Raw genomic sequence first — 15221 nt, 5'->3', positions numbered from 1 at the left:
CCTTAATCGAAAAAACAACGTAATCGTTATCAAAAAATAATTTAAAATTTTGCTTACACCCGAAATAATTAATGGCTGTATAAGAGGTAATAGAAGATCTCAAAAAGATCTCTACAAGCTCTATTATGGTTATGCCATACGCATTTGTTTGCGGTATGCAAAAAACAAGGATGAAGCAATTGAGTTGGTTAACGATGGTTTTATGAAAGTTTTCATCAACATTAAACATTACGATACCGGCAAATCTTTTAATGCCTGGATTAGCACAATAATGATAAACACATCTGTAGACCATTATAGAAAACAAATAAAAAAAATAAGAATGGAAGAGCTTAACCCTAACCATGACTTGTTGGAAACAGACAATATTCTTTCGCACTTAAACTATGCCGATCTCATAAAATTAGTGCAACAATTATCATATGCCTACAGAACGGTCTTCAATCTTTTTGCCATTGACGGCTATTCTCATGAAGAAATTTCATCTATGCTATCTATATCAGTTGGCACATCAAAATCCAATTTATTTAAGGCCAGGGAGCACCTCAAAAAAATGATAGCCGATACTTTACCCACAGCACAACAAAAAATAAACTAAAAAATGAAAGAACTGGATGACAAAGACTTTGATAGAATCTTCAGATCGAGAATAAATGACCAGTTTCCCGATTTTGAGGAAGAATCATGGCTGAAGATGGAGAGAAAGCTACGCAAAAGAGATCGGGGTATTTTCTTTCGATATGCCAGTGTCATCCTTCTTTTTATTTCTTTTGGAATTGCAGTGTATTACCGAAACAGCAAATCGCCGGAAATGTCTGATATTGCCAAAAACAAAATCCAATCTTCTAAGCATAACAATTACACTAACCTTAATAGTATTGGTCAATCTCCTGTTTTGCCACCTAAATCAGATTCAGATCATACAAATAGGCTCTATACTTCAAAAAAATCAAACCAATTAGAAAACAATATTATCAACTATTCTATTCCTACTCAAACTAAACCAAGCGCTAACACAGCAATCGGTGAAGATTATACCATACAGAACATAATAGTTAATAACAATCAGATTATACCTAATGTAACCCAGTCCTCGACCAGCTTAGTTTTAGATACCACGCAACATTCTGCAAGTATAGTCACAGCGCCTCAAGAAAAAACAAGTCAAAACGAAGAAACACCTATAAAAAACCAGTTAAAGCTACCCCTTACTTTGGCCTTTACCGCAGGGCCAGATTTTAGTTCGACCAGTACGATGATTGGCGGGAAATCCGGGGTTTTTGCAGGCTTAAGCATCGGTGTTCAGTTAACCAAAAAATTGGCTGTTCAAACGGGTTTAGTCTATGGTTCTAAAAATTATGATGCCAGAAGCTTTGATTATACCTTTAACAATCCCAATACACAAAACATCATATCAAACATTAAAGCTGCTTGTAAAGTGCTCGAGATTCCGCTAAGAGCTTCCTACTCGGTTACAGATAATGCTAAAAGAAATATTACCATAAACGCAGGTTTGTCCAGTTATATAATGCTTAATGAAAAGTATATTTTTAAATATACCCCTGAATCTAACAGAGCCGATAGGATAAGCTCTGTAAACAATGCCAACCAACACTTATTAAATGTACTGGATATTTCAGCTACCTACAATATTAAGCTAGAAAATAAAAGATTTAGTGTAGGCATTGAACCTTACTTTAAAATTCCTTTAACGGGAATCGGACAAGGCAGTGTTCCACTTAAATCAAATGGTATATCATTAAAATTGAATTATGACTTTAGTAAAAATTAAAACAATAGCCCTTTTAGGCTTAATGTTGGGCATTAGCTATTTGTCGTATGCACAAACCTATATAGGCAAAGGCTTAAAAGTTAGCCTATTTTCATCAACACCTATTGAAGATATCAGGGCATCTAGCAATGCAGCCAATGCTGTTATGCTTTTACCAAAACAGGAACTAAACATCCAAATTCCCATAAAAAGTTTTGAATTTGAAAAAAAGCTGATGCAGGAACATTTCAATGAAAACTATATGGAAAGTGACAAATACCCGATTGCCAAGTTTAAGGGAAGTATAGAACCTTTAATAGATTGGACAAAAGATGGCGATTATACGGTAAGTGCCAAGGGAATTTTATCTGTACATGGAGTAGATGTAGCCAGAACCATTGCAGGAAAAATCAACATTAAAAACGGGGTTATCTCAATCAGTTCTAATTTTGATGTTACCTGCGCAGTCCACCATATTGAAATACCCAAGCTGGTATTTACCAAAATAGCCGAAATCATAAAAGTTAGCTTTCAGGGAACATTAAGCCCTCTAAAAAAATAATCATGAAAAAATCTAAACTCATTGTCTATTTAATTTTGCTGACACTGATATTAGCTTTAAGAGCTGCCGCCCAAAATACCGATTCTTTATTAAATACTTTAAACAGTTCAATGAAGTTTAATAAGGTTGAGGCAACTTTTAAATCTCCCAGATTAGTGCTATCGCAATCTACCGAAACACAAAAGAAGCATGATTTGGATCTTGTTATTACTCATCGCTTTGGCGATATTGGTGGTAACTTTGGTAGTTCACATACTTTATATGGATTAGATGTAGCTACAGATTTATACATTGGTTTTGATTATGGCATAACCAACAATCTAACCGTAGGTATTGGCCGTAGCAAGCATGATGAGTTATACAATTTGTTTATCAAACACAAAATATTACAGCAAACTAATGACGGCATACCTCTAAATATAACCCTACTGTTACAAGGTGCAGTTGCTACCAGAACACCATTTGCTAATGAGTTTATAAGTTTTAATCACAGAACCAGCTACCTGATTCAGCCCATCATTTCTAGAAAATTTTCTGAGCGTTTATCATTGCAGGCCATACCCTCTTATTTAATAAGATATATGACTACTGATATTTTAGATAGCAAGAATTTATTTACTATAGGCTTTGCTGGGCGTTTTAAAATCACCAAACGTTTATCTTTCATTGTAGATTATACTTTAATTAATGGTCTTTCGAGACCAACTCGCTTAAGCGTAGCTCAATACAATCCCCTGGGGGTTGGTCTCGAAATAGAAACGGGTGGTCACGTGTTCTCTTTAAATTTTATAAACGCCGAATATATTAACGAGAATAATTTTTTAACCGATACCAAAAAATCCTGGAAGAATGGAGGTGTAAGGTTTGGGTTCAGTATCTCAAGAAATTTTAGTCTTTTCAAATCTAAAAATCCAGATATAAAATCTACAATTTACTAAAAAGAAAAAGTTATGGAACGTAATGAATTTATCAAATCGCTAGGGCTTGGTATAGCCGTAGTATGCGCTGGAAGTTGCCTATCGGGCTGTGGAAGTAAATCTAATGACCCTAGTCCTGCTGGTGGTGGAACTCCGGGTGGAGGAGGAACATCGGGCACCAAAGTAAATGTTGATCTGAGCACGCAATTGTTAACCGTAGGCTCGTTTCTATCGTCTGGAGGTGTATTGTTTGTACGTACAGCCACAGGCAATACCACGTCATCATTTATTGCAACACAGGCAACCTGCCCACATCAAGGTGGCGCATTAAACTGGATACAGGCAAACAATTTAATTCAATGCAGCCTACACAGTTCACAATACAGTGCTTCTGGAAGCGTAATTACACAGCCCAATGATGGCGGTACCACCCAGGCTTTAAAGATATATAGTACAGCTATTTCGGGCAATACATTAACTGCAACAATTTCATAGTTTTCAAAAAGTTGACCAGAAACATTTTGTTCTCTGGCCAGCTTTTATTTATTTAAGCTTATGGATTTTATACTAAAATATTATCTTAATGAAACAAAACCCATAGTTTGAACGTATTATATTTAAAAGATTTTATCATGAAATCGCTCAAGTTTTTATTTGTTAGCCTGATAAGCATTTTTATTACTGCCCATACTTTTGCTCAAAAACCCGATGAGGCTATGATAGCCAAAATAGTTGAAGCTAAAAATTTCATTTTTATAGCAGACAATGCTACCCCTTCTAACTCAACAGAGCTTAATCGTATTATGAGCAAAATAGGTAATGGAATGGCAACTGGTTCTATTAATCTGAACGGACAGGGTTACACTCTTAAAATTGCTCCCGATAGTGTAATTGCATACCTGCCTTATTATGGACGTTCTTATAACGCTCCAATAGGACAAAATGAAGGTGGCGTAAAGTTTAAATCAAAAGACTTTAAATATAAAAGCAAAAAGAACAAGAAAGGCTCATGGGATATTGAGATAAACATTAACGATGTAAATGAGAATTACCGTATGAGTTTAAACATTGGCAAAACTGGTTATGCGTCTTTATCTTTAAGCAGTAATAACAAACAAAACATAACTTATAACGGCTATATAAGAGAAACCACAGGTAAAGATTAAGTTTTTAATTGGCTATTTTAATTTGATACAGCCAAGGCCATTTTTTGCCGGTTACATACAATGTTTGGGTAGCCGGATCATAAGCGATACCGTTAAGTACATTGTTATTTCGATCATCCTCTGTTTTGAAGTAGTTTTTAGGCACAAGATCTTTTAAGTCCAAGTATGCTTCTACAACTCCTGTTAAGGGGTCAATGATTATGATTTTAGTACTGGTATAAACATTGGCATAAATTTTACCATTGATGTATTCCAATTCATTAAGTTCATTTACAGGACCTGTATTGTCATAAACTTCTATATAGCCCTCTTCCTTATAATTCTGTGCATTTAATCGCCATATTTTGTTAGAGCCATCACTTTTAAGCAAGTTTTTACCGTCAAAGGTAAGCCCCCAGCCTTCTTTGCTTGCTCCATAAAGAAATGAACCTTTTTGTTTTAAGCTTTCGGCATCATAGATCAATCCCCTATCTTCCTGCCAGGTCAGCACAATAATTTCATTGCCAATTTTAACAGAACCTTCTCCAAAATACTGGGCATCGAGACTGGTTTCTTTGATCGCTTTTCCTGTTTGTATGTTTACGTATTTAAGTTTGGAAGAACCTTTTCTACCCGTGCTTTCTATCAAATAACCTTTATCAAAACTTAGCCCCTGCGTATAATCATCTGTATTGTGCGGAAATTTATTTAGCACTTTATAGCTCAGTTTTTTAGGTTCTATTGCCGATGTAATTACCACATTGGTTGCAATGGTATCTCGCATATTTTTCAATTTAACGATAGCATTGATCAATCTGAAACCTAATTTCATCTGATGTGTTTTTATAGTTAACGTATCAGCTCCCGATATGGTTTCATGGTATAAATTCCCATCCACAAAATAGCTTATGGTATCTGCAGTTAAATTTTTGGGCAGATCTAATTTTACTTTGATATCTGTTCCCGATTTAATGTTCTGTCCCTGATAAGGTGAGCTAAAACCTATATATCTTGAAGTACCTGCATTACAAGCACAAACCAGGAATAAACCCAGAAAAAAACATGAACTGATTAAATTAATACGGCCAAAATGCATCTTCAATATGATTTAGGGTTGCTTTACCCGAATGATCAAATACCACTGAAATGATATCGAACCGAATTTCACCATTATGCTCCATGATTTCTAGATAAGCCTGTGCCGCATTTTCTAACAGCTTTTCTTTAGCTTTTGTTACAAAATCTTCAGGCAGGCCAAAATCAAGATTGGTGCGGGTTTTAACTTCTACAAAAACAATAATCTTGTTAAGATAGGCAATAATATCTATTTCTGCTTTTTCTGTGTTCCAGTTGGTATCTAATATTTCATAACCCTTTTGCAGTAAGAATTCTGCGGCAAGTTGTTCTCCTTTTTTCCCTATTTGGTTATGAACGGCCATGCTATTTTACGATTACAGAGCCTAAAAAACGTGAAATGTCTCGTTCTACATTTTTAATATACGCATACCTCGTCATCAGGATTTCCTGGTTTGCCGGATCTTTTTCTTCTTTGATCTCTTTTAACAGATCTAATAGCATTTTATCTACTTTTCGTTTCTTAAGGTGGTATAAACCTCCCAAAACCGTATTCTTTAAATGATCACTTTCACTACGCACCAAAATCTGATGCCGGTTGTACCAATTATCGCTTAAAGTATAAGGAGAAGTAGATAAAGTAATTGCCAGATCAGCGATATCACGGTCGTTGGTTTTTAGGAATTGATTTGCAGTAGGCAAACTTCCGCCTTCTATCTCTGTCTTATAATGCGTAATGATTTTATTGCAAGTGGCATCTTCAAAACTTACATCGCTCAGGTTCTGAATAATGAAAGACCCCACGTACATATTGTCTATGCCGTCCCAGCTTACTAATTCATGCCCGTAAGCCAGTAACAAACGTACAATTTCCTGTTCTTGTATAACATCTGATGCAACCTGTGCAGTTTCTTTAATTTCATCATCTGCAAACAAATCATCAGGTGGCAAATCAGGATGTGCAGGAGCTTTAGGGGTATACGCTTTCTTTTGCTTAGCTGATTTAATGGTATTGAGTTCGCTCAATAAAATACGTTCTTCTATAGCCAATAAGTGACTGCACTCTCGTATAAAAACCGAAGCCTTGATGTTATCGGGTATTTTTGCGATACTTTCTACAATATCCCTGATAATTTCTGCACGTTTTATCGGGTCGTTCCCTGCTTCGGCCAATAAGATATTAGCCTTGTATAGAATAAAATCCTGACGGTTGTTTTCTATATAGTGCTTAAACTCAGAAGCACCCACATGATGCATGTATGAATCGGGGTCGTGCCCATCGGGAAAAGAAACCACTTTTACATTTAGTCCTTCTTCCAGGATCATATCCAGACCACGCAAAGATGCTTTTACTCCCGCAGCATCTCCATCATAAAGAATCGTGATATTTTGCGTAAAACGGCTTATTAATTTTATTTGCTCTATGGTAAGCGATGTTCCGGATGAGGCCACAACGTTTTCTACACCTGCCTGATGAACCGAAAGCACATCGGCGTAACCTTCTACCAGGTAACAGTTATCTAGATCTCTGGTTGCTTTCTTTGCATGATACAAACCATAAAGCACATTGGATTTATGGTAAATATCACTTTCGGGCGAGTTTACATATTTAGGAACATTCTTATCGGTTTTTAGCGTACGCCCGCCAAAGCCAATGATCCTGCCCGTAAAATTATGGATAGGAAACATGACCCGACCTCTAAATCTGTCGTATAATTTACCTTTATCATTTCTTATGGATAATCCTGTTTTTTCCAGAAATGTTTCGACATGTTGCTGGTTAACGGCTTCCAATGTAAGTGCATCCCATACATCGGGCGAATAGCCCAGGTTGAACTTGCGGATAATGTCTTCTCTAAAACCTCTTTCCTTAAAATAGCTTAAGCCAATGGCTCTTCCATCTTCGCTTTCCCAAAGTTGCTTTTCGAAATAATTTGCCGCAAACTGTGATACCACATAAAGGCTTTCTCTGGCGTTCTGTGCCTCTATGTTTTCTTTGGTTTCAACCGTTTCTTCTACTTCTATATTGTATCTGTTGGCCAAATATTTCAGGGCTTCAGGATATGAATACTTTTCATGATCCATTATAAAACGCACTGAATCTCCTCCCTTACCACAGCCAAAACATTTATAAATGCCCTTGCTTACAGAAACGTGAAATGAAGGTGTTTTTTCGCCATGAAACGGACAATTACCAATTAAACTGGTACCTCGTTTTTTTAAATGCACAAAATCGCCAACCACCTCTTCTATACGGGCGGTTTCCATTATCTTATCTATGGTTTCGCGATTGATCATTTGGATTACAAAGATATATAGAAAATAAAAGAAGCAGGCAGTAATGCTACTCCTTTTTATAAGGATTTTTCCAGCATAAAAGGTAAGATCGTTTCTGCTACCAAAGCATTGCCTTGCGCATTAAGGTGTACTCCATCTACTGTTAACAGACCTTCATTTCTTAATTCGGGATTGTATTCTTGTTCAAATTCCAGAAAAACTTTTCTTAAATCACACAACCGAAGCTGATTTTGTTTTGCAAGATCACGTATAGCATCGGCATATTGATCCAGTTCTTCATTTACCTTTGGTGCTTCTTTCAGATTTTCGCCGATAAGTGAGGGTGTGCATAAAATTATTTTGCTTCCTGCCTGTTGTATTTTATCAATAATGGCCTGATAAAATTTAATGAACTTATAATAGTCTGTACCTGTGCCTGAACTTTGTTTATGCCAAACATCATTAATACCGATATAGATTAATACCAGATCGGGCCTTTTGGCAATAACATCTGTTTCGAGACGCAGAAACAGGTCATAAACTTTATTGCCATTTATACCTGCTCCAATAAGTTCAAACGTATTGGTATCCAGTTTATTTTTAAGCAGGTTAATGTAGCCTGTTTTACTTATAGCCTGTTGAGTAATAGAATCGCCAAAAAAGATTATACGCATAGGGTTAACGATCAAAACTTTAACTAAGGTAATGAACTTAGTTTTTTATTAAGATTGGTAATAATATTTTTATCTTTAACTACAATTTAAACTTCATCAATGAAATTGCCATTTAAATCGTTTTTTGTTTTAGTATTTGTCTTATCTTTTTCATTACCGGTTCTAGCTCAGAAAAAAGTTATCTTTATTACTAAAGCTTATCTGAATAATCATGAAATCATAAAAGGCAAGCTTTCTAATGTGAATGATACTGCTATTTTTATTACAGACAGACAAGGGCAGGTTAAACATGCTTTGTTTAAAGATCTGACTAAGATTAAAGTATTAAAACGTCATAACGATTTAGGTTATGGCTTAATAACCGGAGCTTTAGCTGTAGGTACTGTAGCTTTGGCGCAAACAACCGATGATGGTGGTAAAGCAGCATTAATAGGCGTTGGTGGTACTATAGCCGTGGTAGGCTTAAGCGTTGCCCTGCATAATGTGTTTCACCCTGCTGTTTTCAAGGTTGATTCTAAACAAGAAGCGCTCACTTTTACCAATACAGGAAATAAGCTGAGTGCTTATATAACCAAATAAAGGCGAAGAAACTGCTTATTTTCTATGCGTCACCCTGAACTCGTTTCAGGGTCTTTTAACGAATGCTGAAATAAATTACCTTCGGTGAACTCACTTAGGTTTGCTTTGCAGCTACTTCATAGTCTATCTTCGAATCTTAAGCAGTTTCTCCTCTATTTCATATTTATTTCCTTAATTGAAAATCCAGATCCTGGAAATCAAAGCTAAAATCGGTTAGAGGTGAGATAGCTGCTATTTTAAAGCCGTTTGCCTTACCTTCATTATTGAGCGTAAAATTCACGTAAGCATCTGCGTCCAAACTTCTGTCGTACCATTTAACGATAAAAGTATTGCCTTTATAATAAGTCATATCTCCTCTTAACTTAGGTGAATTTTTGGCCTGAAAATGCATCTTGCCATTAAGGTTGGTGATCATCACATCTCCAAACCAGGTATCTGTATAAGTTCCCAGATAACCGCTAAAATCTATTTTAGTTGCGTTTTTCTGAGTTGCTGCAATATCTGCCCAAACTTTATCTGTAATTTCTTTAGCTTCTTTCTCGTTTTTTAAACGGTTATCGTTATAAGCTTTGATCCGGTCCATCCCTTTAATGCCTAAATAACCATCGCGTATTGAACTGGTAATGGCATTAAATGCTGCACCAGATTGCTGGTTGGTCAGTACAATGATTCCTAATTTTAGCTCAGGAATGATTGTTACCTGTGTTACGATACCTGATAATCCACCAGTGTGGGTAGCCTGAAATTTCCCATTGTACGAACTTAAGAACCAACCTAAACCATAGCTGCTAAAAGCTGTAGGATTACCACCGGCTATAAGGGTTTGTGGCGTCCATAATTCGCGTGCAACCGCCGGACTGAATAAAGTTTTTTCTAAGTTGTCTCCATATTTTCCGCCGTTGATCATGCAGTTTACCCATTTGCTCATATCAACCACGTTAGAGTAAACTCCGCCTGCAGCATTGGCAATCTGTCCAAAGCTTAAACCTACAGGCAACAGCTTTCCTTCATAAGGTGCATGTCCGTCTATTACATTAGATTTATCTTTTAACCTGTACCATGAAGCAGCTGTTTTGCTCATGTTCAAAGGTTTAAATATTCTGCTTTCAAGAAATTCATCATAACTCATACCCGATACCCTGGCAATAACCTCACCCGCCACGATGTACAATAAATTATCGTAATCGTATTTGGTTCTGAAAGATGATACGGGTTTTAAGTAACGTAAGTTATGAATAAGCTGACTTTTGGTTACGGTTGAAGAATCTGGCCAGATCATTAAATCACCTGCACCTAATCCTAAACCACTTCTGTGTGTAAGCAAATCTCTTATGGTAAACTCTGAGGTTACATATGGGTCGTGCATTTTAAACTCAGGTATGACATCTGTAACTTTGGTATCCCAGGTAATTTTCTTTTCATCAACCAGCATCCCTAAAAGTGCCGCCGTCATGGCTTTTGTATTTGATGCTACACCGAAAAGGGTATTTTCATCTGTTTTTAGATTGGTTTTGATTGAGCGTACACCATAACCTTTGGCATGAATCAGTTTACCGTCTTTAATTACGGCTACAGAAATGCCGGGGACATCAAATGTAGTGAGTGTTTTTTCTACCACACTGTCTATCTGTTTACTGCTCAATACCTGAGCATAAGAATTAAAGGCAAAAGCCAGACCCAATGTGGTTACTAAAAATGATTTTATAGTTTTCATTGTTTTATACGATCTTTTATTAATGATAAGGCATGACGTTTTCTCTCAGGTTTATCCTGCTAACAACACGCTCTTAATTAAGATCTGAAAACTAAATTACAAAAGAAATGGGAAAAGCCTATTTAGATTTAGCCAATCTGTAATCTTTATGTACAATCAGGAAACTTGCCCGTTCTTCTTTTTTGAAAGGATAGTCCCAGTTACCTTGATAAGTTATTTTGGTTGGCAGTTTTTCTTCTCCGAAATAACTCATTTCTATATTCATCTGCACATCAAAGTTAAAAAGCATATTGCTGTACTTCATATCTACATAGCGGCCCAGTATTTCAAAGTTGCGCTTGTCAAAAATGGTAACCAGTTCTTTGATCATTAAACCATCTTTGGTCCAATTGCTCAGATCGGGTTTAACGGCTACTTTAAAACGATATACAGGAATAGAATCTAAATAGGTACCGCTGTAAAATGTATAATCATAATACTGCCGCATATTGGCTGTAAAGATCTGTGTTTTGCTGCCTATAAAAGGAACACCCTTTATAGGACGACCCGGATTAAAGATCAGCGTTTTCAGTTTGTCTTTATAACCCTCATTGCTGCCACCTTTACCATTGCTTTTTGGGGCATTGGGTACAAAATCGGTGCTATAGGCATTCATAAAAATGTAATCGAACATTTCTACTGTATATAACTGGTATTTGCCATTTTTCTTATACAGGTTTCCCCAGTCTTCTTTAGCCAGATATTCCATTTTATAAGGCCCGTCATTATTGTGCCTGATTTTACGGTAAATGCGGCCATCTACCTTGTTCTTTTTATCGTAGGTATAAATCCTGTTTTCGGCAATAAAAGTATATTTTTTCATATTGCGAAAAGCCTGATAGAAACTGGTATCATTAATAATGGCATCTATAAACGTTTCTATATTTAAACGTTTGGCTTTGATGTTCACAACTGAATCAAGTGTAATGGTTTTGATGGTATCAGGATTAAAACGGGGTATCTGCTGGGCATTTACCTCAACAAAAAACAATAACAGCAATATAACAAAACTAAGTTTTTTCATAATTATTCAATTTCAGTTGGCAGTTTTTGAACCACAAAAGGCACAAAAGAATACCAAGGCTTCTGAGACTTTAATGATTTTATATCGGGCTGCACTCAAAGTCTCGAGACAGGTAGTCGAAACCCGATAATTTAACACTCCAACAAAAAACACTCCAACAATTTAACAATATATTCAGTTGGCGGTTAACAATTCGTAAATCAACTTAATTACCCATTTGTTTTAATGCCATATAAGCCATTAGCCCGGTTGATATTTTAAAGGCATCTTCATCAATATCAAAGTTTGGCGTATGTACCGAGTTTAGCGTATTCTTTTCTTTATTTCCTGTTCCCAACCTGTAAAAGCAGGCATTGGTTTCCTGCGAGTAAAAAGCAAAATCTTCGGCCGCCATCCAGATATCCAGGTCAATTACGTTGTCTTTTCCCAAATAATCTTGTGCAAACATTTTTGCATTATTGGTCAGTTTTTCTTCATTAATCAGAAAAGGGTAACCTTTGTGGATATCGAAATCGCAATGTGCACCCATGCTTTCTGCAATACCCTCGGCCATTTTTTTCATGATCTGGTGGGCTTCTTTGCGCCATTCTTCATTCAGCGTTCTGAAAGTTCCTTCTAATTTTACCTCGTTAGGGATAATATTGGTAGCACCATTGGCAGTTACTTTTCCGAATGATAATACAGATGGCAAACGCGGATCTGAACGACGGCTCACAATTTGCTGCAAGGCTACGATAATATGAGAAGTGATCAGAACCGGATCGATATTTAAATGCGGTTGTGCACCATGTCCACCTTTACCGGTAACCGTTACATACAATTCATCGGTTGAAGCCATATAAATTCCCGATCTGAAACCCACTTTACCAGTTTCAATAAAAGGCATTACATGTTGTCCCATTATGCCCTGCGGTTTAGGGTTTTCAAGCACACCTTCTTTGATCATGATACTGGCTCCGCCCGGTAGCAATTCTTCAGCAGGTTGAAAAATCAGTTTAACCGTACCTCCAAACTCTTCTTTTAACTGGTTTAGGATATAAGCTGTTCCCAATAAAGAAGAAGTATGCACATCATGCCCGCAGGCATGCATTACACCTTCTATTTTTGATTTATAAGGTTTATCATTGGTTTCATGAATAGGCAGCGCATCCATATCTGCACGCAAAGCAATTACCTGATCTGAAGGTTTAGCACCTTTGATCAAGCCTACAACTCCTGTTTTAGCCATTTCTGTAAACGGAATACCCCAATCTGTAAGTTTTTGCTTAACAAAACGAGCGGTTTCAAATTCCTGAAAAGAAAGTTCCGGATTTGCGTGTAAATGATGCCTGTAAGCAACCACTTCTTCAAAAATGGTATGGGCTAAGTGTTGTACTTTTTCTTTCATAATTTAATTATCGCTGCCATCTAACGCAGGGGCGTTTATTTTTTCCCTGAAAATAAAAAGGGTTGGATAAACGCTTTTGAACTCGTTAAGAAACTGCTGGGCTTCAAGACGTGTTCTGAAATCGCCCACCCGTAAAAAATAATTAGGTTCTTTGTAGGTAATATAGGTATTCAGCTTAGGATAATCGGCTTTAAATTTTGCCTGTTCTCCAAAAGCCTGTTTCCGGTCTGACCCGTAAAAAATCTGCACCCTATAGCCCATTGATGAAACAATGGTAGGGCTTGTTGGATTAGTAGTTGTTGGCCGGGCTTTGTTCAGTTCAATTCGTTTAGCAATCAGGCTATCTATTAAAGGGTCTTTCACTACAATAACTTCTCCCTTGCTTTGGGCAAAAGCCTGACAACTCACAAAAAGAAGAAGTATAGTTAAAAGCTTATTCATTTGATCTTTAAGAATTACTCTACTTTGAAGATGTATATTCTTCGCAAAATTCGGCATAATTGACGGGCTAAACAAATTAATTAATGTTCTTTCTTAGCATACAAAATGAGACTTTCATATAATTCCTTTTAATTGAATAATTAAAACTGCTGAACAGCTTTTAGTTTAGTTATCTCAGACAATCATTTATTTACAAGAAATAATTATCGCTTTTTTGTTTTAAATAAATACAAAAGTTATAACTTTATTTTACCAAAATCTAAAAATGAACTTTCAGCGTCTCGCACTCTTGCTCTTTTGTTGGTCTGTAGCTACCGCAAGTGCACAGGTTACCATTTCTAGCGGAACAAATTTTGTAATTAATACCGGAGCTAATGTTATCTTAAATGATCTGTCTTTGAATTATGGCAGTAGTAATCTGGTAAACAACGGAAACCTGATTTTTACCGGTAATTCTGACAATACCATTGCAGGATCTTCAGCATTGAACAAATTTACTTTGGCGAAAAGTTTTGGTAAAAAACTGATGCTGGGCAATCAGCTTTCGCTAACAGGTTCGGTTGATCTAAGCATCGGAATTTTAGATCTGAATGGCTATAACTTAAATCTGGGTACTACAGGACAGTTATTAAACGAAAATGCGGCTTCATACGTAACAGGAAATTCGGGCTATATTATTGCTACTGCAAATTTAAATGCCCCACAAAGTGTAAATCCAGGTAATATAGGAGTAGTGCTTACCAGCTCAAGTAACTGGGGTAATACTACGATCAGAAGAGGCAATTATGCGCTGAGCGATGGTACCCACCAAACCATAAAAAGATTTTTTGAGATTGAGCCTACGCTTAATACCAACCTTAATGCTACTATCAGGTTTAATTATCTAGATATGGAGCTTAATGGATTGCAGGAAAGTCAGCTCAAGCTTTTATATTCAGATAACAATGGTACAACCTGGAATAATTTAACCAGCGCCACCATCAATACAGCCCAAAGTTATATAGAAGTTTCAAATGTAAATACAATGGGTCAGTTTTCTGCCGCCAATGATTTTACTACGCTACCTATATCTGCTATTAATTTAAGTGGCATTTCCAACAATAGTAAGATTGTTGTTAAGTGGTCTACGCTGAATGAGATCAATGTAGATTATTTTATCATAGAGAAAAGCATAGACAGATCCAGTTTTAAAGAAATTGCACGTATGGCTTCTAAAAGCAATGTTTCTGCAAATAACGATTATTCAATTGAAGATAAGAGCCCTGTTCTTGGCGCAAACTATTATCGCATAAGAGGCATTGATAAAAACGGAGATGAAACAACTTCTGGTATTTTAGCTGTTCCGTTCAGTTTAACTAAAGATCAGACCGTTTCCATTTATCCAAATCCAACAGCAAAACTGATCAAGGCCAGTTATTATGCTTACAATAACCAACCTGTAACTTTATCTGTGATTTCCAATTCTGGTAAAACAGAGTTTAGTAAAGTATTCCCGATCATATCAGGATTGAACGAACTACCATTGGATGTTTCATTACTGCCGGCCGGTGTTTATTATTTAAAAATATCTAATATAACCTTTAATAAATCAATAAAATTCATCAAAAATTAAGTTCG

At 36.4% G+C, this 15221-nt stretch carries 16 protein-coding genes; 8 read left to right on the top strand and 8 right to left on the bottom strand.

Annotation, left to right across the window (positions count from 1 at the left end; genetic code table 11):
- The first annotated feature begins 49 nt into the window (after positions 1–49).
- From MMF97_RS05620 to MMF97_RS05595, 6 genes are all read left to right on the top strand, one after another.
- Complete coding sequence (locus MMF97_RS05620; RefSeq protein WP_243360431.1) at positions 50–598, top strand: RNA polymerase sigma factor; 549 nt, start codon at positions 50–52, stop codon at positions 596–598.
- A 3-nt stretch (positions 599–601) separates the two neighbouring features.
- A complete protein-coding gene (locus tag MMF97_RS05615) occupies positions 602–1792 on the top strand; it encodes an outer membrane beta-barrel protein (protein ID WP_243360429.1) in 1191 nt (396 codons plus the stop codon).
- Positions 1773–2333: a YceI family protein gene (locus MMF97_RS05610; protein ID WP_243360428.1), complete on the top strand. Its 561-nt coding sequence runs from the start codon at positions 1773–1775 to the stop codon at positions 2331–2333. Before MMF97_RS05615 ends, MMF97_RS05610 begins: the two co-directional genes overlap by 20 nt.
- A 2-nt stretch (positions 2334–2335) precedes the next feature.
- Positions 2336–3271, top strand: coding sequence for a DUF5777 family beta-barrel protein (locus MMF97_RS05605; RefSeq protein WP_243360426.1), 936 nt, complete (start codon positions 2336–2338; stop codon positions 3269–3271).
- 12 nt (positions 3272–3283) lie between these two features.
- Positions 3284–3745: a QcrA and Rieske domain-containing protein gene (locus MMF97_RS05600; protein ID WP_243360424.1), complete on the top strand. Its 462-nt coding sequence runs from the start codon at positions 3284–3286 to the stop codon at positions 3743–3745.
- Between the two features lie 137 nt (positions 3746–3882).
- Positions 3883–4416: a DUF4251 domain-containing protein gene (locus tag MMF97_RS05595; protein ID WP_243360423.1), complete on the top strand. Its 534-nt coding sequence runs from the start codon at positions 3883–3885 to the stop codon at positions 4414–4416.
- Positions 4417–4420: 4 nt separating this feature from the next.
- Here the strand turns inward: MMF97_RS05595 and MMF97_RS05590 are convergent, their stop codons facing one another.
- Genes MMF97_RS05590 through MMF97_RS05575 form a run of 4 tightly spaced genes read right to left on the bottom strand, consistent with a single transcriptional unit; the run spans position 4421 to position 8420 of the window.
- The gene (locus MMF97_RS05590) at positions 4421–5491 is read right to left on the bottom strand and encodes a glutaminyl-peptide cyclotransferase (RefSeq protein ID WP_243360421.1); all 1071 of its coding nucleotides are present in this window, start codon (positions 5489–5491) and stop codon (positions 4421–4423) included.
- On the bottom strand, positions 5472–5834 hold the full coding sequence (locus tag MMF97_RS05585) for a YraN family protein (RefSeq protein WP_243360420.1): 363 nt from the start codon (positions 5832–5834) through the stop codon (positions 5472–5474). The genes MMF97_RS05590 and MMF97_RS05585 overlap by 20 nt, the downstream gene beginning before the upstream one ends.
- 1 nt (position 5835) lies before the next feature.
- The gene (dnaG, locus tag MMF97_RS05580; RefSeq protein ID WP_243360418.1) at positions 5836–7767 is read right to left on the bottom strand and encodes a DNA primase; all 1932 of its coding nucleotides are present in this window, start codon (positions 7765–7767) and stop codon (positions 5836–5838) included.
- Positions 7768–7823: 56 nt separating this feature from the next.
- Entirely contained in the window at positions 7824–8420 is a 597-nt protein-coding gene (locus MMF97_RS05575) for an SGNH/GDSL hydrolase family protein (protein ID WP_243360416.1), read from the bottom strand.
- 99 nt (positions 8421–8519) lie between these two features.
- Between MMF97_RS05575 and MMF97_RS05570 the strand changes: the two genes are divergently transcribed.
- Complete coding sequence (locus MMF97_RS05570) at positions 8520–8999, top strand: hypothetical protein (RefSeq protein WP_243360413.1); 480 nt, start codon at positions 8520–8522, stop codon at positions 8997–8999.
- Positions 9000–9162: 163 nt separating this feature from the next.
- On the opposite strand, the gene MMF97_RS05565 is transcribed toward MMF97_RS05570, so the two are convergent.
- The 4 genes from MMF97_RS05565 to MMF97_RS05550 all read right to left on the bottom strand — a co-directional run bounded on the left by MMF97_RS05565 (position 9163) and on the right by MMF97_RS05550 (position 13604).
- Entirely contained in the window at positions 9163–10713 is a 1551-nt protein-coding gene (locus tag MMF97_RS05565; RefSeq protein WP_243360412.1) for a serine hydrolase, read from the bottom strand.
- A gap of 118 nt (positions 10714–10831) precedes the next feature.
- Positions 10832–11776 carry a hypothetical protein gene (locus tag MMF97_RS05560; RefSeq protein ID WP_243360410.1) on the bottom strand — a complete coding sequence of 315 codons (945 nt, stop codon included), beginning with the start codon at positions 11774–11776 and terminating at the stop codon, positions 10832–10834.
- 205 nt (positions 11777–11981) lie between these two features.
- A complete protein-coding gene (locus MMF97_RS05555; protein WP_243361174.1) occupies positions 11982–13166 on the bottom strand; it encodes a M20 metallopeptidase family protein in 1185 nt (394 codons plus the stop codon).
- A complete protein-coding gene (locus tag MMF97_RS05550; RefSeq protein ID WP_243360408.1) occupies positions 13167–13604 on the bottom strand; it encodes an SPOR domain-containing protein in 438 nt (145 codons plus the stop codon). It lies immediately after the preceding gene.
- 265 nt (positions 13605–13869) lie between these two features.
- Here MMF97_RS05550 and MMF97_RS05545 point away from each other — a divergent pair, with 265 nt between their 5' ends.
- The gene (locus MMF97_RS05545) at positions 13870–15216 is read left to right on the top strand and encodes a T9SS type A sorting domain-containing protein (protein ID WP_243360407.1); all 1347 of its coding nucleotides are present in this window, start codon (positions 13870–13872) and stop codon (positions 15214–15216) included.
- Positions 15217–15221: the final 5 nt, after the last annotated feature.

The sequence above is a fragment of the Pedobacter montanisoli genome (assembly GCF_022809115.1).
In the GTDB taxonomy this organism is placed as follows: Bacteria; Bacteroidota; Bacteroidia; order Sphingobacteriales; family Sphingobacteriaceae; genus Pedobacter; species Pedobacter montanisoli.
The sequence above is the reverse complement of the archived record's forward strand: the minus strand, read 5'-3'. Positions and strand labels throughout refer to the sequence as shown.

Excerpts from the sequence above, each read along its gene's own strand:
- MMF97_RS05560 (WP_243360410.1), bottom strand. The coding sequence starts at position 11,776 with ATGAAAAAACTTAGTTTTGTTATATTGCTGTTATTGTTTTTTGTTGAG.
- MMF97_RS05550 (WP_243360408.1), bottom strand. The coding sequence starts at position 13,604 with ATGAATAAGCTTTTAACTATACTTCTTCTTTTTGTGAGTTGTCAGGCT.
- MMF97_RS05605 (WP_243360426.1), top strand. The coding sequence starts at position 2,336 with ATGAAAAAATCTAAACTCATTGTCTATTTAATTTTGCTGACACTGATA.
- MMF97_RS05565 (WP_243360412.1), bottom strand. The coding sequence starts at position 10,713 with ATGAAAACTATAAAATCATTTTTAGTAACCACATTGGGTCTGGCTTTT.
- MMF97_RS05545 (WP_243360407.1), top strand. The coding sequence starts at position 13,870 with ATGAACTTTCAGCGTCTCGCACTCTTGCTCTTTTGTTGGTCTGTAGCT.
- MMF97_RS05585 (WP_243360420.1), bottom strand. The coding sequence starts at position 5,834 with ATGGCCGTTCATAACCAAATAGGGAAAAAAGGAGAACAACTTGCCGCA.
- MMF97_RS05570 (WP_243360413.1), top strand. The coding sequence starts at position 8,520 with ATGAAATTGCCATTTAAATCGTTTTTTGTTTTAGTATTTGTCTTATCT.
- MMF97_RS05615 (WP_243360429.1), top strand. The coding sequence starts at position 602 with ATGAAAGAACTGGATGACAAAGACTTTGATAGAATCTTCAGATCGAGA.
- MMF97_RS05610 (WP_243360428.1), top strand. The coding sequence starts at position 1,773 with ATGACTTTAGTAAAAATTAAAACAATAGCCCTTTTAGGCTTAATGTTG.
- MMF97_RS05590 (WP_243360421.1), bottom strand. The coding sequence starts at position 5,491 with ATGCATTTTGGCCGTATTAATTTAATCAGTTCATGTTTTTTTCTGGGT.
- MMF97_RS05595 (WP_243360423.1), top strand. The coding sequence starts at position 3,883 with ATGAAATCGCTCAAGTTTTTATTTGTTAGCCTGATAAGCATTTTTATT.
- dnaG (WP_243360418.1), bottom strand. The coding sequence starts at position 7,767 with ATGATCAATCGCGAAACCATAGATAAGATAATGGAAACCGCCCGTATA.
- MMF97_RS05600 (WP_243360424.1), top strand. The coding sequence starts at position 3,284 with ATGGAACGTAATGAATTTATCAAATCGCTAGGGCTTGGTATAGCCGTA.
- MMF97_RS05575 (WP_243360416.1), bottom strand. The coding sequence starts at position 8,420 with ATGCGTATAATCTTTTTTGGCGATTCTATTACTCAACAGGCTATAAGT.